This window comes from Stagnimonas sp. FW305-C-60, assembly GCF_058782965.1.
The window spans coordinates 696,493-722,660 of record NZ_JBYSYF010000001.1; the positions used below are offsets into that span (position 1 = coordinate 696,493).

At 69.7% G+C, this 26,168-nt stretch carries 15 protein-coding genes; 12 read left to right on the top strand and 3 right to left on the bottom strand.

The genetic code is table 11. From position 1 onward, the window contains the following. The first annotated feature begins 26 nt into the window (after positions 1–26). The 12 genes from AC3WT6_RS03165 to AC3WT6_RS03220 all read left to right on the top strand — a co-directional run bounded on the left by AC3WT6_RS03165 (position 27) and on the right by AC3WT6_RS03220 (position 21,813). Complete coding sequence (locus tag AC3WT6_RS03165; RefSeq protein ID WP_492652106.1) at positions 27–7,553, top strand: SDR family NAD(P)-dependent oxidoreductase; 7,527 nt, start codon at positions 27–29, stop codon at positions 7,551–7,553. Beyond that, positions 7,553–11,992, top strand: coding sequence for a type I polyketide synthase (locus AC3WT6_RS03170; RefSeq protein WP_492652107.1), 4,440 nt, complete (start codon positions 7,553–7,555; stop codon positions 11,990–11,992). The genes AC3WT6_RS03165 and AC3WT6_RS03170 overlap by 1 nt, the downstream gene beginning before the upstream one ends. Positions 11,993–12,016: 24 nt before the next feature. Then, a complete protein-coding gene (locus AC3WT6_RS03175) occupies positions 12,017–12,310 on the top strand; it encodes an acyl carrier protein (protein ID WP_492652108.1) in 294 nt (97 codons plus the stop codon). Between the two features lie 14 nt (positions 12,311–12,324). Then, positions 12,325–13,512, top strand: a complete 1,188-nt coding sequence (locus tag AC3WT6_RS03180; RefSeq protein ID WP_492652109.1) for a nucleotide disphospho-sugar-binding domain-containing protein — start codon at positions 12,325–12,327, stop codon at positions 13,510–13,512. Positions 13,513–13,520: 8 nt separating this feature from the next. Next, entirely contained in the window at positions 13,521–14,348 is an 828-nt protein-coding gene (locus tag AC3WT6_RS03185; RefSeq protein WP_492652110.1) for an alpha/beta fold hydrolase, read from the top strand. Next, positions 14,345–15,568: a hypothetical protein gene (locus tag AC3WT6_RS03190; protein WP_492652111.1), complete on the top strand. Its 1,224-nt coding sequence runs from the start codon at positions 14,345–14,347 to the stop codon at positions 15,566–15,568. The genes AC3WT6_RS03185 and AC3WT6_RS03190 overlap by 4 nt, the downstream gene beginning before the upstream one ends. Then, positions 15,565–16,791, top strand: coding sequence for an efflux RND transporter periplasmic adaptor subunit (locus tag AC3WT6_RS03195; protein WP_492652112.1), 1,227 nt, complete (start codon positions 15,565–15,567; stop codon positions 16,789–16,791). The genes AC3WT6_RS03190 and AC3WT6_RS03195 overlap by 4 nt, the downstream gene beginning before the upstream one ends. Beyond that, positions 16,791–17,483 (top strand): ABC transporter ATP-binding protein, encoded by a 693-nt coding sequence (locus tag AC3WT6_RS03200; protein WP_492652113.1) that lies wholly within the window; start codon positions 16,791–16,793, stop codon positions 17,481–17,483. The genes AC3WT6_RS03195 and AC3WT6_RS03200 overlap by 1 nt, the downstream gene beginning before the upstream one ends. Before the next feature lie 38 nt (positions 17,484–17,521). Next, positions 17,522–18,649, top strand: a complete 1,128-nt coding sequence (locus AC3WT6_RS03205; RefSeq protein WP_492652840.1) for an ABC transporter permease — start codon at positions 17,522–17,524, stop codon at positions 18,647–18,649. A 190-nt stretch (positions 18,650–18,839) separates the two neighbouring features. Then, entirely contained in the window at positions 18,840–20,024 is a 1,185-nt protein-coding gene (locus AC3WT6_RS03210; RefSeq protein WP_492652114.1) for an ABC transporter permease, read from the top strand. After that, positions 20,005–21,240: a hypothetical protein gene (locus AC3WT6_RS03215; RefSeq protein ID WP_492652115.1), complete on the top strand. Its 1,236-nt coding sequence runs from the start codon at positions 20,005–20,007 to the stop codon at positions 21,238–21,240. The genes AC3WT6_RS03210 and AC3WT6_RS03215 overlap by 20 nt, the downstream gene beginning before the upstream one ends. A 132-nt stretch (positions 21,241–21,372) precedes the next feature. Next, positions 21,373–21,813 carry a nuclear transport factor 2 family protein gene (locus tag AC3WT6_RS03220; protein WP_492652116.1) on the top strand — a complete coding sequence of 147 codons (441 nt, stop codon included), beginning with the start codon at positions 21,373–21,375 and terminating at the stop codon, positions 21,811–21,813. 21 nt (positions 21,814–21,834) lie between these two features. Here the strand turns inward: AC3WT6_RS03220 and AC3WT6_RS03225 are convergent, their stop codons facing one another. The 3 genes from AC3WT6_RS03225 to AC3WT6_RS03235 all read right to left on the bottom strand — a co-directional run bounded on the left by AC3WT6_RS03225 (position 21,835) and on the right by AC3WT6_RS03235 (position 26,044). After that, entirely contained in the window at positions 21,835–23,241 is a 1,407-nt protein-coding gene (locus tag AC3WT6_RS03225) for a TolC family outer membrane protein (protein ID WP_492652117.1), read from the bottom strand. A gap of 116 nt (positions 23,242–23,357) precedes the next feature. Then, positions 23,358–23,501, bottom strand: coding sequence for a hypothetical protein (locus AC3WT6_RS03230; protein WP_492652118.1), 144 nt, complete (start codon positions 23,499–23,501; stop codon positions 23,358–23,360). A 194-nt stretch (positions 23,502–23,695) separates the two neighbouring features. After that, positions 23,696–26,044: a DUF349 domain-containing protein gene (locus AC3WT6_RS03235; RefSeq protein WP_492652119.1), complete on the bottom strand. Its 2,349-nt coding sequence runs from the start codon at positions 26,042–26,044 to the stop codon at positions 23,696–23,698. Positions 26,045–26,168: the final 124 nt, after the last annotated feature.

Genomic DNA, 26,168 nt, shown 5'->3' on the forward strand with positions numbered 1-26,168 from the left:
CCGCACTTTGTTGAAGGAGTTGCACCATGCGTAAGCGAACTGAGCAGAAGACCGACACCGCCGCCCTGCCGCGGCTGGCCGGCGGTGCCGAGCGCTACCGCCTGCTGGCGATCACGCCTTTCGAGCGGCCTGACCTGCCGCTGGCCCGCGCCCTGGCCCGCCAGGGCGTGGCCGCCGCGCTGGACCTCGGCCGCGATCCCGCCACCTGGCCGGCGCTGTTCGCGCAGCTGGCGCAGGAGCGCGGCGCCGGCTTCGGCCTGCGCATCGCCGACGGCCTCGACCTCGGTGCGCTGGTGCCGCCGGCCTGCATCTCCTTCCTGATGCTCGACGGCGATCCCGCCAAGCTGCCCGCCGCCTGGCGTGCGCTGCCGGTGCTCGCCCAGGTCTGCTCGGTGGAAGAGGCGCAAGTAGCGCTCAAGGCCGGTGTCACCGGTCTCATCGCCAAGGGTCAGGAGAGCGGCGGCCGCATCGGCGCCGAAAGCAGCTTCGTGCTGCTGCAACGCCTGGTGGCGCTGGCCGACGAACAGGCCGGCGCCGACGAGCCGCTGCCGGTGTTCTGCCAGGGCGGCATCGGCCTCAACACTGCCGCCGCCGCCTTTGCCGGCGGCGCCGCCGGCGTGGTGCTGGACTCGGTACTGGCAGTGTTCCCGGAATGCAGCCTGCCGGAGGAACTCAAGACCCAGGTGCTGGGCATGGATGGCAGCGAGGCCCGCGAGGCCGCCGGCTACCAGGTCTATGCGCGCGGCCAGCGCGAGGTCGCGGCGCTGGATGGCCTGGACGCCGACAGCCTGCGTGCCCGTCTGGTCACCGGCGAGCTGTTGCCCATCGGCCAGGACGCCGCGCTGGCGCGCCTGCTGCTCGGCGAGTGCTCCAATCTCGAAGCTCTGGCGCAGACCCTGCGCCTGCGCATCGCCGGCCAGATCCAGCAGGCGCAGAGCCTGCGCGTGCTCGACGAGGGCAATGCCTGGGCGCGTTCACATGGCACCCGCTACCCGGTGGCGCAGGGTCCGATGACCCGGGTCAGCGATACCGCCGCCTTCACCGCCGCGGTCGCCAAGGACGGCGGCCTGCCGTTCCTGGCGCTGTCGCTGATGCGCGAGGCCGCCTGCCGCGAGTTGCTGGAAGCGACGGTGGCGCAGGTCGGCGACAAGCCCTGGGGCGTGGGCGTGCTCGGCTTCGCCGATGCCGCCATCCTGGAACCGCAGTTGGCGCTGGTGAAGGAGTTCAAGCCCAGCGTGCTGCTGCTCGCCGGCGGCCGCCCTTCGCAGGCGCGGCCGTTCATCGAGATGGGCATCCCCACCTATCTGCACGTGCCCTCGCCGGGCCTGCTGGATCTGTTCCTCAAGGACGGCGCGACGCACTTCGTCTTTGAAGGCCGCGAATGTGGCGGCCACGTCGGCCCGCGCTACAGCTTCGTGCTCTGGGAGCAGGCCATCGCCCTGCTCGCCCAGCACGAGCAGCCGGAGAGCCTGCACATCCTGTTCGCTGGCGGCATCCACGACGAGCGCTCGGCGGCGATGGTCGCGACCCTCGCCGCGCCACTGGCGGCGCGCGGCGCCAAGATCGGCGTGCTGATGGGCACCGCCTACATCGCCACCGTCGAGGCGGTGCGCGACGGCGCGGTGCTGGAAGGCTTCCAGCAGAAGGCCCTGTCCGGCGCCGAGACCGCGCTGGTGGAAACCGCGCCCGGCCACGCCATCCGCTGCCTGCCCTCCGGCTTCATGGACCTGTTCGCGCGCGAGAAGGCGCGTCTGCACGAGGAAGGTGTCGATACCAAGGAGGCCTGGAAGGCGCTGGAAGGCCTCACCGTCGGCCGCCTGCGCATCGCCACCAAGGGCGTGGACTATGTCGATGGCGTTCTGTCGCCGGTCGATGTTGCAGTGCAGGAAGCGGAAGGCATGTACATGATCGGCCAGGTGATCGCCATGAAGCGGGCGGCGACCACGGTGGCCGCGCTGCACGCGCAGGTGACGCGCGGCGCCAGCGCCTATCTCGCGCAGGTGCAGGCGCCGCAGCCGCAGCGCGCCGCCAATGCCGAGCCGGTCGCGGTGGTCGGCATGGCCTGCATCTACCCCGGCTCGCCGGATCTGGAAACCTACTGGGCCAACATCCTCGAAGGTCGCGACCTGGTCACCGAGGTGCCGGCCGAGCGCTGGAGCGTGGCGCAGTACTACCGCGGCGCCGACGCGCCCAACGACAAGAGCGTCAGCAAGTGGGGCGGCTTCATTTCCGATACCCCCTTCGACCCCTTGCAGTACGGCATTCCGCCGGCCTCGCTGGCGGCCATCGAGCCGGTGCAGCTGCTGTCGCTGGAAGTCGCCAAGCAGGCGCTCAAGGACGCCGGCTACGCAAGCAAGTGGTACGACCGCGAAAAGACCTCGGTGATCTTCGGCGCCGAGGCTGGCATGGATCTCGGCAACCAGTACAACTTCCGCAACCTGTTTCCGCAGTACTGCGGCGAGCTGCCCAAGGAACTCGCCGAGGCCCTGCCCAGCCTCACCGAGGATTCCTTCCCCGGCATGCTGGTCAACGTCATCTCCGGCCGCATCGCCAATCGCCTGGGCCTGGGCGGCGTCAACTACGCGGTGACCGCCGCCTGCGGCAGCTCGCTGACCGCTATCGAGCTGGGCGTGAAGGAGCTGCGCTTCGGCAGCAGCGACACCGTGCTCGCCGGCGGCGCCGACTTCCACAACGGCATCGCCGACTTTTTGATGTTCTCCTCGGTGGGCGCTCTCTCGGCCAAGGGCCGCTGCCGCTCCTTCGACAACGAGGCCGATGGCATCGCCCTGGGTGAGGGCGTCGGCGTGGTGGTCCTGAAGCGCCTGGCCGACGCCGAGCGCGACGGCGACCGCATCTACGCGGTGATCGACGGCGTCGCCGGCTCCAGCGACGGCAAGGGCCTAGGGCTGACCGCCCCGCGCAAGGAAGGCCAGAAGCGCGCCCTGGAGCGCACCTACTGGCAGGCCGGCGTGCTGCCTGGCGAAGTCGGTCTGGTCGAGGCGCACGGCACCGGCACCGTGGTCGGCGACCGCACCGAGCTGAAGACGCTCACCGAGGTCTACCTCGCCAGCGGCGCGGTGCCCGGGCAGGCCAATCTCGGCTCGGTGAAGAGCCAGATCGGCCATACCAAGTGCGCCGCCGGCATCGCCGGCCTCATCAAGGTCGCCAAGGCCCTGCACCATCGCGTGCTGCCGCCCACCGGCCAAGTCACCAGCCCCAATGCCGCCTGGAAGCGCGACAGCAGCCCGTTCCAGCTCAACCGCCAGCCGGCGCCCTGGCTGCCGCGCGCGGCGCTGGCGCGCGGCGCGGTCAGCGCCTTCGGCTTTGGTGGCGCCAACTTCCATGCGGTGCTCTCGGCCTACCCGGCGCACCAGAGCGCGGTCGGCGCGGCGGCACTGCCGGCCGAGCTGTTCGCGGTGCGCGGCGGCAGCCGCGCCGAGGCCGAGGCGACGCTGCGCCGGCTCGCCGACTTCCTCAGCGCCTCCGACGCGCCGCTGGCGCTGCGCGAGCTGGCCCGTACGGTCTGGGAAGCCGGCGAGGGTCCGGTGCAGATCGCCTTCGTCGCCAGCGATGTCGCCAGTCTGGGCCAGCGCATCGTCGCGGCGCTGTCCGGTGCCGGCGCTACCGGCATCGCGGTGCGCAAGGACCTGGCCCCCGGCAAGCTCGCCCTGCTGTTCTCCGGCCAGGGCAGCCAGTACCCGGGGATGCTGCGCGATCTCCTGGTGTACTTCCCGCCGCGCGCCGAGCTGCTCGCCGCCGGTCGCGCCGAGCTGCCTTACATCTACCCGACCACCGCCTACGACGACGCCACCCGCGCCCAGCAGCAGCAGGCGCTCACCGACACCCGCCGCGCCCAGCCGGCGCTGGGCCTGGTGGAACTCGCCGCCTTCGAATGGCTGCGCGGGCTCGGCATCACGCCGGACATGGCCGCCGGTCACAGCTATGGCGAGCTGGCGGCGCTGGCCGCCGCCGGCGCCTTCGACGCCGAGACCCTGCTGCGACTGTCGCGCGCGCGCGCCGAGGCCATCGTCTCCGCCATCCAGGGCGACGACAACGGCGCGATGGCGGCGGTGCGGCTCGACGCCGCGACGCTGGCGCCGCTGCTGGAAGGCTTCCCCAGCGTGGTGATGGCCAACCAGAACTCGCCGATCCAGACGGTGATCTCCGGCCCCACCGCCGATGTCGAAGCCGCCTGCGCCTTCCTCGGCCAGGCCAATGTCGGCTACAAGCGCATCGCCACCGACTGCGCCTTCCACTCGCCGATGATGGCCGCCGCCGAGGCCAACTACGCCGCCGCCCTCAAGGGCCAGGCGGTGGGCGCGCTGGCCTGGCCGGTGTATTCCAACAGCAGCGCCGAGCCGCATGTCGCCGAGCCTGCCGCGATCCGCAGCGCCCTCGCGAGCCACATCGTCAGCCCGGTGCGCTTCGTCGCCGAGATCGAGCGCATGCACGCCGACGGCGCCCGCACCTTCATCGAAGTCGGCCCGCGCAAGGTGCTCACCGGCCTGGTCGGCCGCATCCTCAAGGACCAGCCGCACCAGGTCTACGCGCTGGACGCCGAGGAGCGCGGCCTCGCCGGCCTGCTCGACACCCTGGCGCAGCTGGCGGTGCTGCTGCCCGGCTTCGACGCCGCCGCGCTCTACGCCGGCCGCGCCGAGACCATCGACCTGGCCAAGCCGCGCAAGCTGGCCGCCACCACCTGGATGGTCAACGGCGGTCATGCACGGCCGCTCAAGGGCCGCGCTCCGGCCTATGCCGGCGCGCTGATCACCGCGCCGGTGATCGAGGTCGCCGCCGCACTCGCCGCGCCGCCGGTGGTCGCCCCGCAGTACGCCGCCGCCGCGCCGGCGCTGCCGCTGGCCAGCAGCGCCGGTGAGCAGGCCCTGGTCGGCTACCTCAGCAACATGCGCGAGCTGGTCAATGCCCAGCGCGATGTGCTGCTGGGCTACTTCGGCGCGCCCGCCGCGCCGCGTGCCGAGCGTCTGGTCAATCCGCCGTCGGCGCCGCGCGTCGCCGCACCCACCGTCAGCGCGCCGGCCCCGGTCGCCGCACCGCCGCCGGCTGCCGCCACCACGGCGGCCGCCAGCCGCGCGCCGGCCGCGCCGGACAGCCAGGGCGTGCTGCTGGCCATCGTCAGCGAGCGCACCGGCTATCCGCCGGAAATGCTCGACCTTGATCTCGACCTCGAAGCCGATCTCTCCATCGACTCGATCAAGCGTCTGGAAATCATCGGCGAGCTCTCGCAGCGCTTGTCGTTGCGCAACGCCATCGGCAGCAATGCCGATGCGCTGCTGGAGCAGCTCGCTGCGCAGAAGACCCTGCGTGCGGTCATCCAGTGGCTGGGCGAGAAACTGCCGGCGGCCAGTGCGGCGCCAGTGGCGAGCAGCGCACCGGTCGAAGCGCCGGCGCCGGTGACCGCCGCGACGCCGCCGGTGGCGCAGGTGCTGCTCGACATCGTCAGCCAGTCCACCGGCTATCCGCCGGAGGCGCTGGACCTCGATCTCGATCTGGAAGCCGATCTCTCCATCGACTCGATCAAGCGCCTGGAGATCATCGGCGAGCTTTCGCAGCGGCTATCGCTGCGCAATGCCATCGGCAGCAATGCCGATGCGCTGCTGGAGCAGCTCGCCGCGCAGAAGAGCCTGCGCGCGGTGCTGGCCTGGCTGAGCGAGAAGCTGCCGGCGCCCGTTGCCGCGCCTAGCCTGCCCAAGGCTCCGGTGGCGGCTCCGGCCGCCGCCGCGCCGGCGCCGGTCGCGGCCCGGCCCTCGGTCTCGCAGCTGCTGCTCGACATCGTCAGCCAGTCCACCGGCTATCCGATCGAGGCGCTGGACCTGGATCTGGATCTGGAGGCCGATCTTTCCATCGACTCGATCAAGCGCCTGGAAGTGGTCGGCCAGCTCAGCGCCCGCCTGGGTGCCGACAGCGGCCAGGACAAGGACGCGATGCAGGAGCAGTTGTCGCGGCTCAAGACGCTGCGGGCGATGATCGCCTGGCTGGAGCAGCGTCACCCGCAGGCGGCGACGCCGCCGCCGGCCGCGCCGGTCGTGGCGCCCAAGGAGGCCGGCATTCCGCTGGAGCGCTATGTGCTGCGTCGCCAGGATGCGCCGCCGGCGGTGCCGGCGAGCTTCAGCTTGAGCGGCAAGAAGTTCCTGATCAGCGACGACCGCCTCGGTCTCGCCGAGCGCGTCGCCAGCCTGCTGCACGCGCGCGGCGCCGTCGCCGAGATCGTCGACTTCCCCAGCGCCACCGCGATCCCGGCGGAGCTGGACCGCATCGACGGCCTGATCCACCTCTGGAGCCTGAACCCGTCCAGCCGCCTGCGCGATGTGAAGCGCTTCTTCGCGGTGGTGCGCGAGTCGCTGCAGAAGCGGGCGCGGCACCTGCTGGTGGCGAGCGCGCTTGGCGGTGACTTCGGCGCCGCCGGCGCGGCGAACAACTTCCGTCGCGGCGGTGGCTTCGCCGGCCTGGTGAAGTCGGTGGTCAAGGAGTTCCCGGAGCTGCGCGCGCACTGGATCGACTTCGACCTCTCGGAGTCGCTGGACGCCATCGCCAAGCACATCGAAGCGGAGCTGCTGGCGGCCAATCCGCTGCCGGAAGTCGCCTACCAGGCCGGCCGCCGCTACGCCCGCGAGATCGTGCCCACCGAGCTGACCGCCGGCTCGCTCGACGGCCTGCCGCTCACCCCCGAGAGCACGGTGCTGATCACCGGCGGCGCGCGCGGCATAACCGCGCTGATCGCCATCGAGCTGGCGCGCCGCTACCGCTGCCATCTGGAAGTGGTCGGCCGCTCGGCGATGCCGGTGGGCGAGGAAAGCGCGCTCACCCGTGGTATCGACGATCCGCGCAAGCTGCGTCAGGCCCTGCTCGCCGCCGACCCCAAGCAGAAGCCGGCGGAGATCGAGGCGCAGGCGCGCCGCATCCTCTCCGACCGCGCCTCGCGCGAGACCTATGCGCAGGTGATCGCCGCCGGCGGCAGCCTGCTCTACACCAAGCTCGACGTGCGCGACGGCAAGGCCTTCCTCGGCTTCATCGACCAGGTCTACCAGCGCCGTGGCCGCATCGACGGCGTGATCCACGGCGCCGGCGTGGTGGAAGACAAGCTGGTGCGCGACAAGACCGACGAGAGCTTCGGTCGGGTGTTCGACACCAAGGTCGGCGGCGCGCTGGCGCTGCGCAAGCGCATCCGCGACGACGTCAAGTTCGTGGTGTTCTTCTCCAGCGTCGCCAGCGCCTTCGGCAACAAGGGCCAGGTCGACTACGCCAGCGCCAACGATGTGCTCGACAAGCTCGCCTATAGCTGGCAGCAGCGCATCTCCGGCCGCGTGCTCTCGGTCAACTGGGGCCCCTGGGCCGACACCGGCATGGTCTCGGAGTCGCTCAAGAACGAGTACCAGCGCAAGGGCATCGGCCTGATCCCGCAGCAGGAAGGCGTCGATGCGCTGCTGCGCGAGCTTTCGCAGGGGCAGGGCGACTCGCAGGTGCTGCTGATGTGCGGCAAGCCGGAAAGCTTCGACGGCCGCGCCACGCCGCCTAACCGGGAGGTCGGTGCCTGATGACCGAGCGGATCGCGATCATCGGTCTGGGCTGCCTGTTTCCGGGCGCGCCCGATCTCGGCCGCTACTGGCGCAACATCGTTGATGGTGTCGATGCCATCAGCGAGGTGCCGGCTGGCCGCTGGGACCCGAGTTTCTACGATCCCAACTCCAAGGCCATCGACCGCTTCTACTGCAAGCGCGGCGGCTTCGTCGACGACTACACCGACTTCGATCCGCTGCCCTTCGGCGTCATGCCCAAGGCCACCGATTCGGTGGAGCCCGACCAGTTGCTGACGCTCAAGGTCGGCTACCAGGCGCTGCGCGACGCCGGCTACGAGCACAAGCCGTTCGCGCGCGAGCGCACCGGCGTGATCGTCGGCCGCGGCAACTACATCGGCGCCGGCGTGCTGCGCCTGGAGCAGCACGTACGCCTGCTGCCGCAGATCCTGACCACGCTCAAGGATCTGTTCCCCGATCTCGGCGAGGCGGCGCTGGCCGCCGTGCGCAGCCGCCTGGAGCAGCAGTTCGCCTACTACGGGCCGGACGTGGCGATCGGCATGATCCCCAACCTGCTCGCTTCCCGGCTCGCCAATCGCCTGGACCTGCACGGCCCCGCCTATACGGTGGACGCCGCCTGCGCCAGCTCGCTGCTGGCGGTGGAGCAGGGCTGCCAGTCGCTGCGCCGGCGCGAGACCGATCTGATGCTGGTCGGCGGCGCCCACCTCACCCACGACCTCACCTTCTGGGCCACCTTCTGCCAGCTCGGCGCGCTGTCGCGCACCGGTGTGGTCAAGCCGCTGTCGGCCGAGGCCGACGGCATCCTCGCCGGCGAAGGCGTGGGCATGGCGGTGTTGAAGCGCCTCGACGACGCGCTGGCGGATGGCGACCGCGTCTATGCGGTGATCGAGGGCGTGGGTTCCTCCAGCGACGGCCGTGCCGCCAGCCTGGTGGCGCCCTCGGTGAGCGGCCAGCGCATCGCCCTGGAAAAAGCCTGGGCGCAAGTGCCCTTCGAGCGCGAGTCCATCGGCCTGGTCGAGGCGCACGGCACCGGCACGCCCACCGGCGACGGCGTCGAGCTGGAAACCATGGGCGAGTTCTTCGGCCCGCATGCCGGTGCAGGTCCCAAGCCGGTGATCGGTTCGGTGAAGTCGATGATCGGCCACGCCATGCCCGCCTCCGGCATGGCCAGCCTGATCAAGACCGCGCTCTCGGTCTATCACGGCGTACTGCCGCCGACCCTGCATTGCGAAACCCCGCATCCCAAGCTGGCGGCGACGCGCTTCCGCACCGTCAGCCGCAGCGAGCCCTGGACCACCGCGCGCGAGCACCGCGTCGCCGCGCTCAATGCCTTCGGCTTCGGCGGCATCAACGCCCATGTGGTGCTGCGCGGCCTGCCGCAGTGGCCGGCGGTGAAGTCGCTGGCCGGGGCGGCGCCCGGCGCCGTACAGACCAATGTTTCGCCCCAGGGCGAGCTGGCGCTGCCCGAGGTGCTGCTGCTCTCTGCCGACAGCCCGCAGGCGCTGCTGGCGCGGCTGGACGCCGGCGAGCGCGACGCCACGCCGCAGTCGGCGCCTTGCCGGCTGGCAATCATCGCGCCGGACGCCAAGAAGCTCGCCACCGCGCGCAAGGCCATCGCCAGCGGCAAGCCCTGGCAGGGCCGGCAGCAGATCTGGTTCTCGCCGGCCGGCCTGCTCAGCGAGGGCGGCAAGCTCGCCTTCGTGTTCCCGGGCGTGGACAGTAGCTTCGAGCCGCAGGCTGCCGATCTCGCCGCCTACTTCGGCGCGCCGCTGCCGCCGTACTGTGAGGCGCAGGATCCGAGCGTCTCCCTGAGCCGCATGGTGGTGGGCCTGTTGGGCTTCAACCGCTATCTGTTTGACCGCCTCGGCGAGCTGGGCATCCGCGCCAGCGCCTACGCCGGCCACAGCGTCGGCGAGTGGAGCGCGATGCTCTGCGCCGGGATGATGGACCAGGGTCTCTCCGACCGCACCAATGCCTCGCTCGACTTCGACGCGGTGAAGTTCCCCGACCTGCAATTCCTCGCCGCTGCCTGCGACCAGGCCAAGCTGGAAGCGGCGATGGCCGGCTTGCCGCGCATCGGCATCTCCCACGACAACTGCCCGCACCAGGTGATCGCCTGCGGCAGCCGCGAGTCCATCGCCACGGCCGCCGAGCGGCTGCGCGAGGCCGGCGTGTTCGCCAAGGTGCTGCCCTTCGTCTCCGGCTTCCACTCGCCGCTGTTCGCCGAGCACATGGACTGGTACCGCCAGTTCTTCGGTGCCGCGCAACTTTTGGAGCCGCGGGTGCCGGTGTGGTCGGCGACCATCGCCGCGCCGTTCCCGCCGGAGATGGCCGGCAAGCGCCAGCTGGCGCTCGATCACCTCTTGCAGCCGGTGCGCTTCCGCGAGCTGACCGAGCGTCTGTACGAGCAGGGCTACCGCGTGTTCATCGAGGTCGGCACCGGCTCGCTCACCGGCTTCATCGCCGACACTTTGACTGGTAAGCCGCACCAGGCGCTGCGCGCCAATCACGAGGCGCGCAGCGGCCTGGCGCAGTTGCAGCAGCTCAGCGCCGCGCTGTGGGTGGAAGGTGCCGCCTTCGACACCCGCCTGCTGATTTCCGCCGCGCCGGAGCGCCCGAGCGAAGCCGCCGAGACCGCGCCCAGCGCCAGCAGCCGGCGCCTGGCGCTGGGCGTGCCGCTGGTGCGCCTGCCGCAGCCGCTGGAAACCGAACTGCTGCCGGCGCGGCTGGCGCCTGCCGCCAGCAGCACCGCGCTGCCGCCCATCGCCGCCAATGACGCGGTTGGCCAGTTGGTGCGCGACACCCTGGCCGACATCGAGCGCGCCGGCCGCGAGGTGCTGAGCGTGTGGCAGCAGCACCGCGCGCAGGCGCCGACCGCGCCCGCCGCCATCCCCGCCGCCGCGACTAGCGCCTCCGCGCTGCCCAACCGCATACAGCGCCTGCTCGACCTCAATCGCAGCATCCCCTACGTCAAGGACCACGAGCTGTATCCGCAGCGTCCGGGCTGGCCGATCGTCGCCGACCGTCATCCGGTGGTGCCGATGACCATGGAGGTGATGCTGGTGCGCGAGGCGGTGGAGGAAACCCTGCCCGGCCTCAAGGTCATCGAGGTGGCGCAGATCCAGGCCTACAACTGGCTGGCGGTGTCGCGTCAGCTCAACGTCGACATCACGCTCAAGTGGAGCGGTGAGAACCGCATCGAGGCCGAGATCGTCGGCTACTTCCGTGCCCAGGTCCTGGTCGCCGCCGACTACCCGGCGGCCACGCTGCCGGCGCCGGAAGCCCTGCGCGCGCCGCGCGCCACCGCCGTCGCCGCCGAGGATCTCTACCGCGAGGGCTGGATGTTCCACGGCCCGGCCTATCAGGGCGTCGCCGCCTTCGAGGCGATCGGCGACAACGGCATCAATGGCCGCCTCAAGGTGCCGGCCGGCAAGGGCGCCCTGCTCGACAACATGGGCCAGCTTGCCGGCTACTGGGTGATGGAACAGCCGCAGGACTGCCTGGCCATGCCCATCGGCGTCGATGCGATCCGCTTCTACGCACCCGACCCGTTGCCCGGCGAGGAGCTGCGCGCCGAGGTGCGGGTGAGCGAGCTGGACGCGCTCAACTGCGTCACCCAGCACCAGTTGCGCGATGCCCAGGGCCGGCTGCGCATCAGCATCGAGGGCTGGCGCACCCGCCGCTACCAGATGGACAAGGCCTTCTGGGTGGCCAGCCGCAAGCTCTCCGAGCTGCAGGCCTCGCAGTTCGTGCCGCCGAATGTCGCGCTGTTCGAAGACCGCTACGACACCGCCATCCTGCGCGACTACCTGAGCCGCCGTTACCTGAGCGCCAGCGAGCGCGCGGTCTACGACGGCCTGTCGCCGCGCCGTCGTCGGCAGTGGCTGGCCGGCCGGGTCGCCGCCAAGGACGCGGTGCGCGCCTGGCTGCACCGCGAGCGCGGCGTCGAGGCGGTGTGGCCGCAGGAGATCCTGGTGGTCAACAACGAGGCTGGCGCGCCGCAGCTCAAGGCCAATGTCACCGACACCCTGCCCGAGGGCCTGCACGTCTCGCTGGCGCACAAGAACAATCTGGCGGTGGCCATCGTCGCCGAGCAGCCGGTGGGCATCGATCTGGAAGTGATCGAGCCCAGAGAGCCCGGCTTTCTGGAAATGGCCTTCCACCCCGCCGAGCTGGCGCTGCTCAAGGGCCCCGACGTGCCCGCCGAACACACCCGCGGCTGGGTCGCCAAGGAAGTCGCCGCCAAGGCCGCCGGCACCGGCCTGCAGGGGCGACTGCACGACTTCGTGATCTCCGCCCGCGATGGCGACTGCTTCTGCGTCAACGGCCACTGGGTGGTCACCCACCCGCTGCGCGACTGCATCGTCGGCTGGAGCCTGTTGCCCACCCATCCCCTCACGACCGCCGCACAGACGGTGGCGCCCCGCAAAACTGCCTGAACTGTCAATCTCACTTCAACGCCCATGAGCAGCCATCAAGAACAAGTCCTCGCCCTGGTGATCGACAAGATCCGCACGACGGTCAATGAGGACTGGATCGCCGATTTCGACATCGGCCTCGAAACCCGCTTCAACGACGACCTGGAGCTGGAAAGCATCGAGTTCGTGAAGATCGCTGACGCCCTCCAGGCGCACTACGGCAGCCAGCTGGCGATCATCGCCTGGCTGTCGGGCAAGAGCATCCACGAGCTGATCGGCCTTTCGGTGGGCGATCTGGTGGACTACATCGCCGGCACGCTGGCGCCGGCGCAGGCCTAACAAGGAGCCCCGCCATGGCCCGCATCCTGTTTTCGGTGCCGCCGCTCACCGGCCATCTCAACCCGGCGCTGGCAGTGGCCGAATGCCTGGTCGAGCAGGGCCATCAGGTGGCCTGGGCGGTCCACGCCAAGCAGATCCGCGACAAGCTGCCGCCGCGCGCCTGGGTGTATCCGCTGGACGCCGAAGACGTCGACGGCCCGGGCATCGCCGACCCCAAGGTGCGTGGCCTGGAAAGCGTGCGGCTGTTCTTCGAGGACTACACCCTGCCGATCGCCGAGCGCATGTTGCAGCCGCTGGAAGCCAGCGCCCGCAGCTTTCAGCCCGACGTGATGGTGGTCGATCACCAGTTGCCGGGCGGCGCCCTGGTGGCGCGCAAGCTGGGCCTGCCCTGGGCCAGCTTCGTCACCACCACCGCCTCGATCCTGAAGATGTCGCCTATGGTCGATGCCTGGGTGGCCAACCAGTACCGCGCCTTGCAGAGCCGCTACCTGCCGGCGGAGCTGGTCGTCGAGCGCCCAGATTTTTCGCCGCACCGGGTGGTGGTGTTCTCCACCGAGACCCTGATGGGCAATGCCCACGACCGCGTCGAGGCGCCCTACCGCTTCGTCGGCCCGGCCAAGGGCGATGGTCGCCGCAAGGTGGACTTCCCCTGGGACTGGTTCAAGGCCGACTCGAAGAAGCTGCTGATCTCGCTGGGCACGGTGAGCCGTGACCGCGACACCCGTTTCTTCGAGGTGATGATGGCCGCCCTTGCCGAGCTGCCCGAGGTGCAGGCGGTACTGGTGGCGCCGGAAGCGCTGGCCGCGCAGGCGCCGGCCAATGTGCTGGTGCGCGACTACGTGCCGCAGCTCGAACTGCTGGATCGCGTCGACGCGGTGATCTGCCACGCCGGCCACAACACCGTCTGCGAGGCCCTGAGCCGCGATCTGCCGCTGGCGGTGGCGCCGATCCGCGACGACCAGCCAGTGATCGCGCGCCAGGTGATCGACGCTGGCGCGGGTCTCTTTATCCGCCACGGCAAGGTCAGCCCGGCGGTGGCCAAGGCCACCATCGAAAAGCTGCTGTCCACGCCCGAGCTGGTGGAGAACGCACGCCGCCTGGGTGCCGATCTGCGCGCCGCACCGGGCGCGGCCGGCGCCGCCGAGGCGGTGCTGGAGCTGGCCCGGCAGACCAGCGATCAGTCGCTGCGCAAGGTGGCCTGAGCGCCGGCATGGAAACCATCGCGGTCGCTGGTGCCGAGCTGCAATCCCTGGCCCTGGGCCAGGGCGCGCCGCTGCTCATGCTGCACGGCCTGGCCAACGGCAACATGGCGAGCTGGTTCTCGGCCATCGCCTCGCCGCTGTCGGCGAGCCGGCAGGTGCTGCTCTACGACCAGCGCGGCCACGGCGGCAGCAGCCTCGCCGCTTCCGGCTACGACCTCGACCAGCAGGCCGATGACTTGCAGGCGGTGCTCGACCACTACCACTGCGGCCAGGGGCCGGTGGATCTGGTCGGTCACAGCATGGGTGCGCTGATCGCCCTGCATTACGCCTTGCGCCACCCTGGCCGCGTGCGCCAGTTGGTGCTGGTGGATGCGCCGATGCCGGCGCGCGACTACGTGGCGCCCAGCCTGTTCAACGCCACCAGCCGCGAGGCGCTGGCGGAATGGGTGCTGGGCGAGCTGGCCAGCGCCGCGGGCCTGAGCGGCCGCCGCCGCGAGCGCCTGCTGCAACGCCTGGGCGCGCTGCTGTTCGACACCACGCTGCGCCAGGACGTACTGGCGATGGACGCCGAGCCCGAGGCCGCGCTCGCCGCGCTGGAGCTGCCGGTGCTCCTGGTCTACGGCCTGCGCTCGCCCTGCCTCGCCGCCGGCGAGCGGCTTGCCTCGCTGCTGCCACAGGCGCAGCTCAAGCTCCTGGCCTGTGGCCACTACATCCCCGAGGAAGCACCGGCCGAGCTGCTGGTGCTTCTGGAAAACTTCCTGAACCCGATTCCGCATTCCATGCGTCTTCCCGCTGAAACCACCACGGTGCCGCCGGTCACCGGAGTCCTGCCATGAGTGCCCGCTACGAGCGCCCGCTGTCCGGCCTGGAGCGCTATTCCCTGGTGCTGCACGGCGCCTACCGCTACCACGTCGACGGCATCGTCGAAGGCGACGGCACGGTGGACCCGGTGGCCTTGCAGAAGGCGGTGGACATCGCCGCCGCCGCCAACACGGCGATCCGCGTGCGCCTGCGCGGCGTGCTCGGCTGGTGCAAGTGGGTCGACAGCGGCGTGGCGCCCAAGGTGCGCCCGCAGCCGCTGTCGGACTGGGACGGCAACAGCGAGGCCGGCGCGTCCTTTCTCGACGAGCCGCTGAATCCGCGCCAGGCGGTGGCCGACATCCTGCTGGTGCCCTGCCGCGACGGCCGCACCCGCCTCGTCTTCCGCACCCTGCACGCCGCCATCGACGGTCGCGGCTGCATCCACTGGATGGCCGAGGTCTGCCGGGTGATGCGCGGCGAGGCGCCGCTGGGTTCGGACTCGCGGCTCACCGACTACGACGTGCAGCAGCAGTACGCCGACAAGATTCCCGAGGAGCCGGAGCGGCCACCCTCGCAGTGCATCCCGGTGCTGGCGGTGGCGCCCGAGGGTGAGCGCGGGCCGCTGCGCTACGTCTGGCGCCGGGTGCTGCTGCCGCGCGACGTGCCGCAGCTGCTGACCAAGGCGGCGGTGTTTCTCGCCGAGTGGGCGCGCAAGCGCGAGGCCGGCGAGGTGGGCTTCACCGTGCCGGTGGACTACCGCGGTTTCCGCATCCAGGAAATGGGCATCGGCAATCTCACCGGCTATCTGCGCCTGACCGTGCCCGAAGGTGCCACCTCGCGCAGCCTGGTGGTGCAGCTCGGCCAGCGGCTCAAGGCCTATGCCGACTGCCGGCAGTTCCCGGGCATCCGCAAGCTCCTGTGGGTGCCGGTATGGTTCATGCTGCGCCAGCTCAGGCCCAACATCGACAAGGTGCTCTACACCGTGACGCCGGCGCTGCCGACCGGCGGTGTGGTGTCGATGGGTAGCCTGAAGACCGAGACCTACAGCTTTCCCGGCTTCGCCAACGGCCGCTGCTACGGCGTGCCGGGCGCGGTGGGCAAGCTCAATCTGATCTTCGTGAATTACCCCGACCATGTGACGGTGAGCTTCGCCGCGCCCGCCGCCTACAACCACCAGGGCCAGCTGGATGCCCTGGTGGCCGCCTTCCAGCAACATTTCTCGCCGTCCGCGACCCCCGCAGGAACCTCCCCTTGAAAGACCTAGACCTCGGCAAGCTGCGTGTCAGCCGTGATGGCCGCCTGAGCGCACAGACTTCCTCCCGCAAGGGCCTGTTCAGCCGTCGCAACCTGCTGCTGGCCGGCGGCGGCCTGCTGATCGCCGCCTGGGCGCTGGTGCCCGGCCCGGTGCCGGTGCAGACCACCCAGGTGGTCAGCGCCTGGCCCTCGCAGCAGTTCGTGATGCTCAACTCCACCGGCTATGTGGTGGCGCGCCGCAAGGCCGCGGTGGCGCCCAAGGGCACCGGCCGCATCGAATGGCTGGGGGTGAGCGAGGGCGACTTCGTGAAGGCCGGCACCGTGGTGGCGCGGCTGGAAGGCATTGATGTCGAGGCCGCCTACCAGGCGGCGGTCGCCAACACCGCGGTGGCGGTGGCCGGGGTCAGCAGCGCGCAGAACGAGCTCGACGACGCGCAGCGCAATCTCGACCGCGTCAACATCCTGTTCAAACGCCGGCTGGTGTCGCTGATGAACCTGCAGGACGCCAAGTCGCGTCATGCCCGCGCCAGCGCCGGCCGCGCCAGCGCCCAGGCCTCGCTGGAAGCGGCCAAGGCCAACGAGCTGCACGCCCGCAGCGCGGTGGACTACACGGTGATGCGCGCACCCTTCGACGGCGTGGTGATCGCCCGCGCCGCCAACGTCGGCGACATCGTCACCTCGCTGTCCTCGGCGGCCGACGCCAAGGGCGCGGCGGTGGTGATCGCCGACATGAGCACGCTGGAAGTCGATGCCGAGGTCTCGGAATCGGCGCTGGCGCAGATCAAGGCCGGCCAGCCCTGCGAGATCGTGCTCGACGCCTTCCCCGACCGCCGCTACCGCGGCGAGGTGGCGGTGGTGGTGCCGGCGGTGAACCGCTCCAGCGCCACGGTCACCACCAAGGTGCGCTTCCTCGACACCGATCCGGAGATCCTGCCCGACATGAGCGCGCGGGTGGCGTTTCTCTCGCAGGCGGTGGACTCCGCCAACCAGCAGCCGGTGCTGGCGGTGAGCCCGGAAGCGGTGCTGGAAACCGAGGGCAAGGCGCAGGTGTTCAAGACCGGCGCCGACGGCCGCGCCGAGGCGGTGACGGTGAGCGCCGGGCGCCTGCTCGGCGGCGTGCGCGAGATCGCCGGCGAAGGCCTGAAGCTGGGCGACAGCCTGCTGCTGGCCGCGCCCGGCGCGCTCAAGAACGGGGCGCGGATCAAGCTCGCCGAGAGCAAGTAATGAGTTCCTCGCTGATCAGCATCCGCGAGCTGAGCAAGACCTACCGGCGCGGCAACCAGCCGGTGCCGGTGCTGCTGGGCATCGACCTGGAGATCGCCGCCGGCGACTACGTGTCGCTGATGGGGCCTTCCGGCTCCGGCAAGAGCACCCTGCTCAACCTCATCGCCGGCATCGACAAGCCTTCCAGCGGCAGCCTGTTGATCGACGGCATCGACATCGCCGCGCTGCCGGAGAACGACCTCGCCGCCTGGCGCGCCGCCAATGTCGGCTTCGTGTTCCAGTTCTACAACCTGATGCCGGTGCTCGATGCCTTCGAGAACGTCGAGCTGCCGTTGCTGCTCACCGGGCTCAACCGCGCCGAGCGGCGCGAGCATGTCGAGACCGCGCTGGCGATGGTCGGCCTTTCCGACCGCATGGACCACTATCCCAACGAGCTCTCCGGCGGCCAGCAGCAGCGCGTGGCGATTGCCCGCGCGCTGATCACCGACCCGACCCTGATCGTCGCCGACGAACCCACCGGCGATCTCGACCGGCAGTCCGCCGACGATGTGCTCAACCTGCTAGACCGACTCAATGGCGAGCTGGGCAAGACCATCGTCATGGTCACCCACGATCCCAAGTGCGCCAACCGCGCCAAGCGCCAGGTGCATCTGGAGAAAGGCGTGCTGCTGTCCGGCAGCGGAGCGCATTAGTGCTCTACGGCTATGTGCTCAAGCTGGCGCGCAAGAACATGCTGCGCCACCGCCTGCGCACCGGGCTGACCATGGCCGGCATCGCCATAGCCATCGTCAGCTTCGGGCTGCTGCGCACCGTGGTCGATTCCTGGTACGCGGGCGCCGAGCTGGGCTCCTCCGGGCGGCTGATCACCCGCAGCGAGGCCTCGCTGAGCTTCCCGCTGCCGGCCACGTACTCCGAGCGCATCCGCAAGGTGCCGGGGGTGCGTAGCGTCACCTTCGCCAACTGGTTCGGCGGCATCTACATCGACGAGAAGAACTTCTTCGCGCAGTTCGCGGTGGATGCCCAGAGCTACTTCGACCTCTACCCGGAATTCCGCGTCGCCCCGGCCGAGCTGGCCGACTTCAAGCGCGACCGCCGCGGAGCCATCGTCGGCCGCAAGCTGGCGAAGAAGTACGGCTGGAAGGTCGGCGACCAGGTGCCGCTGCGCGGCACCATCTACCCCGGCAACTGGAGCTTCACCATCCGCGGCATCTACCAGGGTGCCGACGACAAGACCGACGAGAACCAGTTTTTGATGCACTGGCACTACGTCAACGAAACCATCAAGGCGCTGCTGCCCTCGCTGGCCGACAAGGTCGGCGTGTTCATCGTCGACATCCGCGATCCGGCGCAGGCGGCGGCGGTGTCAGCGGCCATCGACAGCAGCTTCAAGAACTCGCTGGCGGAAACCCGCACCGAAACCCAGAAGGCCTTCCAGCTCGGCTTCATCGCCATGGTCGATACCATCCTGTTGGCGATCCAGACCGTCGCCTATGTGGTGGTGCTGATCATCATGGCGGTGATGGCCAACACCATGGCGATGGCGGCGCGCGAGCGCATGCGCGAGTACGCCACGCTCAAGGCCCTGGGCTTTTCCGACGGCTTCGTGTCGCTCTTGATCTTCGGCGAGTCGCTGGCGCTGTCGCTGGCCGGTGGCCTGCTAGGCATTGCGCTCACCTTCCCGGCGGCGGCTTCGTTCTTCCGCGCCACCCGCGATCTCTTCGTCGTGTTCGAGGTGCGGCCGGAGACGGTGCTGCTGCAACTGGGCTCGGCGGTGCTGATCGGCGTGTTCGCGGCACTGGCGCCGGCGATCAACAGCACCCGCGTGCGCATCGTCGACGGTCTGAGGGCGGTGACATGAGCCACCCGGCGAGGGACCCGCGTAGCGGGATCGCCGGCAAGGCGATGGTCACCAACCGCCGACATCGGGCCTCCGCCGCCGATGCGCGCGGGTTCGGAGGTGGTGACATGAGCCACCCGGCGAGGGGCCCGCGCAGCGGGATCGCCGGCAAGGCGATCGCGCCCGCGCACCGTGATTCGGAGGCACAGATATGAGTGCGCCGCTCGGTAGCGGGCTGTCGATCGCCTACGTGGCGCGCAATCTCATCGCCCGCAAGCTCACCACCATCCTCACCGCCGCCGGCATGGCGCTGGTGGTGTTCGTGTTCGCCACCGTGCTGATGATGGCCGAGGGCCTGCGCCAGACCCTGGGCGGCACCGGCTCCTACAACAATCTGGTGATCATCCGGCAGGGTTCGCAAACCGAGGTGCAGAGCACCATCACCCGCGAGCAGGCCAACATGGTCGAGTCGCTGCCCGGCCTCGCCAGCGGCGCCGGCGGCCAGGCGCGCATCACCCGCGAGGTGCTGGTGCTGGTCAACATGCCGCGCAAGGACGGCAAGGGCCTCGCCAACATCGTGGTGCGCGGCACCACGCCCATCGGCATCGAGATGCGCCCGCAGGTGAAGATCACCTCCGGCAGCCTGTTCCGTCCTGGCTCTTCGGAAGTGGTGGTCGGTTCGGCGATGGCGCGCGGCAAGGTGGGGCTCAAGATCGGCGACCGCCTGAGCTTCGGCCTGCGCGACTGGACCGTGGTCGGCGTCTTCGATGCCGGTGGCAGCGGTTTCGATTCCGAGATCTGGGGCGACAGCGAGCAGATGATGCAGGCCTTCCGCCGCCAGGCCTATTCCTCGCTGGTGGTGGGCCTGCGCGATGCCGGCAGCTACGCGCTGTTCGACGAGGCCCTGCAACGCCAGCCGCAGCTCAAGCTCGACACCAAGCGCGAGGTGCAGTTCTACGCCGATCAGTCGGAGAACCTCGCCAACTTCATCAGCATCTTGGGCCAGACCATCACCATCATCTTCTCGCTGGGCGCGATCATCGGCGCGATGATCACCATGTACGCCAGCGTCGCCAACCGCACCCGCGAGATCGGCACGCTGCGGGCCTTAGGCTTTCGGCGCGGAAACATCGTGATGGCCTTCTTGCAGGAGGCGATGCTGCTCGGCCTGGTCGCCGGCGTGTTCGGCCTGATCGCCGCCGCCTTCATGCAGCGCATCGAGATTTCCACCACCAATGTGCAGACCTTTTCCGAGGTGGTGTTCCGGCTGATCCTGACGCCGGGCATCGCCGTGGAAGTGCTGTTGTTCTCGGTCCTGATGGGCGTACTCGGGGGAGTGCTGCCGGCGGTCAGGGCTTCAAAACTGGAGATCGTCGATGCCCTTCGCTCTGTTTAAGCCCAAGCCGCTGCCGCCCCTGGCACCGGTGAGCCGTTACACCCGCAAGCTGTCGGTGATCGAGTACTACCACGCCAGTGTCGGCATCAGCGGCAAGACCGTGGAGATTCCGCGCGAGAACGGCATCGTGCTGGAAGGCGAGGGCCAGCTCAGCATGGAGCAGTGGCGCTCGGCGCTGGATGCCGCCGCCGCCGCCAACCCCGGCGCCCGCCTGCGCCTGCACGGCGACTGCTGGTGGGCGCGCTGGGACAGCGACGGCCCGATGCCAGGCCTGCGCCTGATCGAGAACTGCGAGTGGGACGCGCATTCCGACCGCGGCGTCGAAGTGCTCTACGCCACCAAGCTCGATCTGCGCGCCGGGCCCACGGTGGAGCTGGTGGTGATTCCCCGCCCCGGCAATCGCACCACCCTGGTGTTGCGCAGTCACCACGCGGTGATGGACGGCATGGGCAGCGTGCACTTCTACCAGGAGCTGTTCCGCGCCCTGCGCGGCGAGCCGCTGGTCGGCACCAATGCCAGCTTCGCCGATGTCGAACTGATGCTCAGCACCGGGGCGAACGAGTCCACCTCGCGCCACATCAAGACCGACTCGGTGACCGGCGCGGCCAGCGGGCCGGAGGTGGGCGATGTCTGGCGCCGGGTGCAGCTCGGCAAGCCGCTGAAGAACCAGATGGCGCGCGTCGCCGAGGCGATCGCCGAGTTCATGCAGCAGAAGACCGATCTGCCGGCGCTGATCGGCGTGCCGGTGGACATGCGCCGCCACGCGCCCGGCCTGCTCAGCACCGCCAACTACGCCAACATGCTGCTGGTGCCGATCAAGAAGGGCGAAGGCGCCGAGCAATTCCGCCTGCGGCTCAAGGAGATGCTCGACCGCAAGATGGAGGCCTATTACCCGCGCATCCTGGGCATCTTCAAAATCTTTCCGCTGGCCTGGCTGGACAAGATGATGGGCCGCACCGCCAAGAACTATCTCAAGCGCAAGCCGATGGAAACGGTGGCGCTGTCCAACCTAGGCAAGTTCGATCCACGCCCGCTGCTGGCGCCCGGCTTCACGCCCACCAGCCTGCTCGGCATCCCGATCCGCGGCAGCGCCTGCGTCGGCCTGGTGTGCATTGGCGAGCAGGTGGAAATGACTGTCGGCCTCACCAAGGAGCGCGCCAGCGAAGGGCGCTTCGATGCGCTGATCGAGTTCATGAAGAAGCGTTTGGCGGAATAGCGAAGCTCCCAATCAGGGATAGTGCAGGTCGCCGCCAGCGACCTCCGGTAGGGCCGGCTCCCCCGTTTGCAGCAGGTAGGTCCGATTCGAGTCGGACATGGTGCTGACCTGCATGCCCAGCGAGGGGAGCCCATGAGCCCAAGACAGCTCGTCGACCGTTTCGACATCCAGGATCTGCTGGTGCGCTACTGCCATGTGCTGGACCGCCGCGACTGGCCGGCCTTCGAGCAGCTCTTCACCGAGGACGCGAATCTCGACTACACGGCGTTCGGTGGTCCGCGCGCGGACGCCAAGGCGATGGCGGCCTATCTCGCCGCCGCCATCGCCGGCGTACGTGGCACACAGCACACGATCTCCACCAGCCTGATCGAGTTCGAGGGCGACGATCAGGCGCGGGCGCGCTCGGCGGCGCAGGTGATGATGATTTCCGGCCCCGAAGCCGGGCCGGACCAGGTGCTGTTTATCGGCCTCTGGTATCGGGACCGCCTGCGGCGCACCGCCCAGGGCTGGCGCCTTTGCGAGCGCGTGCAGGAGCGCAGCTGGATGCACAACCTGCCGGCTGCCCAGGCTTGAGCGGCATCACGCGATCGTCGCTCAGTCGCCGACCAGCAGGCCGTCCACTTCCTTCAGATCGCGCAGCACCAGCTGGCCGGCGAGCGCTTTGAGGCGCAGCAGCGAGAGCAGGTATTCGTAGCGCGACTGCTCGTAGTTGCGCTCGGCGGCGTAGCGCTGCTGGCGGGAATTGAGCACGTCGATGGCGGTGCGGGTGCCGATCTCCAGGCCGGTTTCCACCGCCACCAGGGCGCTGCGGCTGGAGGCGGCGGCGGCCTTCAGGGCCTTCACCTTGGAGCTGCCGGTGACCACACCCTGGTAGGTGCTGCGCAGCTGGCGCTCGGCCTGACGACGGGCGGCATCGACTTCCGCCAGCTTCTGCTCGCGGGTCGCCACCGCCTGGCGCACGCCGGACTGGGTGGCGCCGCCGGCGAACAGCGGCAGGCTCAGGCGCAGGCCGTAGGAGGGGCCGGACAAGGTATAGGGCAGGGTGCCGGACTCGCTGGTGCTGTCGGCGTAATTGACGCTGCCAGAAAGCGTCGGCAGATGACGCGCCTGGGCGGCTTTCACCGCGTAGCTGGCGACGTTGAAGTTGAGCTTGGCGGCGAGCACGTCGAGATTGCCGAGCAGGCCCTGCGTCACCCAGGCCTGGGCGCTGGCCGGCTTGGGGCTGGGCAGCGGCAGGTCTTCGCGCAGCGCCGCCAGCGGCTGCTTGGCGGCCTCGCTGAGCGGCACCACCTGCACCGCGCGCTCTTCGAGATTCACCAGCGGCTCGCGGCTGATCTCTTCCAGCGCCTCGGTGGCGGTGGCCAGCGCCTGCTCGGCTTCCAGCGCGCTGGCGACACTCAGGTCGTAGCGCGCCTGCACCTCCTCGGTGTCGGTGACGCTGGAGATGCCGACTTCCAGATTCTGCTTGGCGAGCTCCAGCTGCTGGGCCAGCGCCTGCTTCTCGGTACGCGCCGAGCGCAGCACGTCGCGGGCGCCGAGCACGCCAAAGTAGGCCTCGGCGACTTTCAGCAGCAGGGCCTGCCGGGCGGTCTTGTAGCTCAGCTCGGCGAGCGCGACCTGCTCGTTGGCCTGCTTCAGGCGGTTCCAGCTTTCGAGGTCGAACAGCGGCTGCTTGAGGGTGATGCTCAGGCTCTTGTCGCTGCCGTCGTTCTTGCGCGAGTAGGGGATCGCGGTGCCGGTGGTCGGCTCGGTGTAAGTGATCTCGATCTCGGAGTCGTTGACCACGTAGTCGTAGCCGGCGGCGATCTGCGGCAGCAGCAGGGCCTTGGCCTGCGGCGCGGCTTCCAGCGCGGCATCGCGGGCAAAGCCGGCGGCGCGCAGGTTCGCGTCGTTCTTGCTGGCCAGCTCGTAGATGCGGAGCAGATCCTTGGCGTGGACGGAGAGCGGCAGGGCAAGCAGCGAGGCCAGGAAAGAGACTCGCAGGGTGGTCTTCAGCGGCATGGATGCGCAGCGCCTCGCGGCGTTCAAGGGTTCACAAAGGATGCCCATGCATTGTTGCATGGCGAGTGCGGGTTTCCGCGTGGCCTGTGCGCGGTTTCGCGTAGCGGTGGCGATATTCATGGCAAGCCCGTAGCGGTGGCGAAGTCGCCCGCGCTTTCCGCATCAAAAATCGTGCTGACGATGAACTGGCAGTCAGCTTTCGCGCCTGAAAGTTTGCACCCGCCAACGGCCCGCTCGGGCCGGCGCAGCCAGGCCGGCATTCAGTCTTCGCTCACGGCGAGTCCGGGGAACAGCACCTCGCTGAAACCGAACTGGCGCGGATCGCTCATGCGCAGCACCTCGCGGATCATGGCCGCGGCTCCGGCCGGGTGCTGACTCGGGGCAGGGCGTGCTGGCATGGAGGTGCTCCGCGGGTGGGCTTGCGAGGTAGGCAGCATACGACGCTGCGCCAGCGTCAACTCCGCTCGCGACAGCGCCGGAATCGCTGCAGCAGCGGCGCGTAGGCCGACTCCTCGACGGGGCCGAGGCGCAGCCACTCGATCGCCATCGCGTCCAGTTGCGACTCGTCCGCCTTGAGACGCTGTCCCATGCCCTGCACCAAGCGTTGCAACTGATAGTCGCGACGCAAGGCCTGATCCTCCGGTGGGGTTGGCAGGTCTGCCAGTATTTCGGCGCGGATGCAGAGCAGCCTTGCCGCCGCCTCGTTCGCCGACGGATCGGCCGAGCGCTCGCCCGCGAGCGCCTGCTGGAGCGCGTCGAGGCCGTTCCTGGGCCATCGCGGCACGGAGGCCATGAAGGTTTCGGCCGCCTTTTTCAGGGCGTCGATCTGATTCCTGTCCGCTGTGCGCGCGACGGCGAGCCGGTAGGCACGGATCTGGTTGGCGGCTTCGAACAGATCGTTCCAGGCGCGCTCGGCGTCACGCACCTGTTGACGGGCCACAGACTCCTTGCAGCGCTCCAGCTCTCGTTCGAAACGGCTGCGAAGCTCGCGGGTATCGGCACGCGGAAACTCGCCCAGCGCCTCGAAGGCGTTCCGCATGTCGCCCAGCGTCCCGGCCTGCGCCAGCAATTCGGCGCCGTCGAGCGCGGCGATCTTCTCGATCTGCTCGCACAGGGCGATGGCCTGTGCCTTGTTGTTCTCGAGTCCGGCGGTGTAGGCGGCGAACTCCTGATCGCGCTTCTGGAACACGGCATCGCAGTGCTGGCGGAATTCGCCCCAGAGGCGTTGATCGACCTCGCGCGGCACCAGGCCCACGGTCCGCCACTGCTGTTGCAGCACCTTGATTCCGTCGATGGCCTTACGCCCGTCGTCGCTCGCGAGCAAGACCTGGGCACGCTCGATCAGCGACTCCTTCTGCTTCTGGTTGCGGGCGTACTCGGCGTCCAGTCGACCTTGCAGGCTCGCGGCGAGCGCGGTGAATCGCGTCTGCTGTGGCTTGGCGGCCTGGAGGTCCACGGGCGAGCAGTTGCGCCACTCCTGCTTCGTCTCGCGCAGGGTCTTGATCACGACCTGCCAGTCCGGCTGCTCCCAGTCGGTTCCCGCCTGGAACGCTGTCAACTCGGCGAGCAAGGTTTCGCGACGCCGCAGATTCTCCTCACGGACCAGGGCCTGCGCCGCAAAATACTCGCGGCAGGGCTGGTAGGCCTTTTGGGCGGCGTCCTGGAAGCGCTGCCAATCCGCGTCGGCGCTCTCGCCGGCACCCTTGCCTAGGGTGCGCCACTCGTCTTGCAGGTTCTTGATCCTGTCGGCGAGGGTCAGCGGCTCCAGTGGCGCGTCAATGAGCGCTTCCATCGCCTCGATCAGCTCGGCGCGCTTCGGCGTCACCGAGAAGCTCTTCCAGTCCTTCAGCTCGTCGAGCAGCTTGTCGAGCTGCTGCAACTGGCCGGCCAGGTGGTCCGGCAGCGGCGGAGCCCCCGCCCGCTTCTCTTCGATGACTCGGCGCAGACTGGCCGCGCGTGCACTGCCGCCGTCGCTCAGCGCCGCTCGTGCCTTGCGGATCAGTTCGGCGATCTGGCGCAGCGCCTGCTGCTCGGCCTGCTGCTGTTCAGCGAGGGTGCGTGTCTGCTCCTCGAACAGCCGTGCCTGCTCGGCGGTGGCCGCCGCCGATGCCTGCGCCTCCTGTTCACGCTGTCGCCTGGCCTCGGCCGCCGCATCGGCCGCCGCCTGCGCACGCGCGGCCTCGGCCGCCACCTGGCGCGCCTGTTCGGCGATGGTTTCCCGTGCGCGGTCTATCCATTGCTGGACCCGGCCCTGCAACTCGGCATCCGCCTGAGCCGCCACGGCTTCCCAGCGCGTCTCCAATTGGGTCAGCCAGGGGCCGAACCCGACGTCGTACGGCTGCCGGCTGTGGCGCTCGATCGCCTCCGAGGCCGCGCTGATCTCGGCCTGCAACAGCTCCTGCTGGCGGGCCTGTTCGAGCAGGGCTTCGCGCTTGGCGCTCAGGATCTTGTAGACGTTCTTGTCATTGCCGCCGCGAACCTCGCGGATGAGCTGCCGCAGCAGGTCCGGATCTTCGATGGCCTGGGCCGCCGCCTGGCGAATCCGGGTCGATGACCCGGCCACCACCAGCCGCGCCACGGCCGGGAAGTCCCGGGCATCGATGGCCGACTGCAAGGCTTTTTCCTCGGCAAAAGCAGCCAGCGCGCGCTGGGCGGCGTTCGGCTTCCCGAGCGCCTGATCGGCTTTTTCAGAGGGCGCCAAGGCAGGCGCTGAGGGCGGAACGGACGAAAGCGAAGGCGCTTTGCGAAACCAGCGCGAGAACAGCGACATGTTGACCTGCACCGCATTGGGGCCGGCGGGCATTCTACCTGCGCTGGATGGCCTGCTTCATTCCAGCCGCAGGAGAGCGATCTGGCGGCGACCCACCTGGGTTTCCGCACGGTGGCGAACCCGCCCCGAGGCTCCGGCGCGGCGCTGACCTGGATCA

Excerpts from the sequence above, each read along its gene's own strand:
- AC3WT6_RS03180 (WP_492652109.1), top strand. The coding sequence starts at position 12,325 with ATGGCCCGCATCCTGTTTTCGGTGCCGCCGCTCACCGGCCATCTCAAC.
- AC3WT6_RS03165 (WP_492652106.1), top strand. The coding sequence starts at position 27 with ATGCGTAAGCGAACTGAGCAGAAGACCGACACCGCCGCCCTGCCGCGG.
- AC3WT6_RS03190 (WP_492652111.1), top strand. The coding sequence starts at position 14,345 with ATGAGTGCCCGCTACGAGCGCCCGCTGTCCGGCCTGGAGCGCTATTCC.
- AC3WT6_RS03210 (WP_492652114.1), top strand. The coding sequence starts at position 18,840 with ATGAGTGCGCCGCTCGGTAGCGGGCTGTCGATCGCCTACGTGGCGCGC.
- AC3WT6_RS03225 (WP_492652117.1), bottom strand. The coding sequence starts at position 23,241 with ATGCCGCTGAAGACCACCCTGCGAGTCTCTTTCCTGGCCTCGCTGCTT.
- AC3WT6_RS03215 (WP_492652115.1), top strand. The coding sequence starts at position 20,005 with ATGCCCTTCGCTCTGTTTAAGCCCAAGCCGCTGCCGCCCCTGGCACCG.
- AC3WT6_RS03170 (WP_492652107.1), top strand. The coding sequence starts at position 7,553 with ATGACCGAGCGGATCGCGATCATCGGTCTGGGCTGCCTGTTTCCGGGC.
- AC3WT6_RS03220 (WP_492652116.1), top strand. The coding sequence starts at position 21,373 with ATGAGCCCAAGACAGCTCGTCGACCGTTTCGACATCCAGGATCTGCTG.
- AC3WT6_RS03235 (WP_492652119.1), bottom strand. The coding sequence starts at position 26,044 with ATGCCCGCCGGCCCCAATGCGGTGCAGGTCAACATGTCGCTGTTCTCG.
- AC3WT6_RS03230 (WP_492652118.1), bottom strand. The coding sequence starts at position 23,501 with ATGCCGGCCTGGCTGCGCCGGCCCGAGCGGGCCGTTGGCGGGTGCAAA.
- AC3WT6_RS03205 (WP_492652840.1), top strand. The coding sequence starts at position 17,522 with ATGCTGCGCCACCGCCTGCGCACCGGGCTGACCATGGCCGGCATCGCC.
- AC3WT6_RS03185 (WP_492652110.1), top strand. The coding sequence starts at position 13,521 with ATGGAAACCATCGCGGTCGCTGGTGCCGAGCTGCAATCCCTGGCCCTG.
- AC3WT6_RS03175 (WP_492652108.1), top strand. The coding sequence starts at position 12,017 with ATGAGCAGCCATCAAGAACAAGTCCTCGCCCTGGTGATCGACAAGATC.
- AC3WT6_RS03200 (WP_492652113.1), top strand. The coding sequence starts at position 16,791 with ATGAGTTCCTCGCTGATCAGCATCCGCGAGCTGAGCAAGACCTACCGG.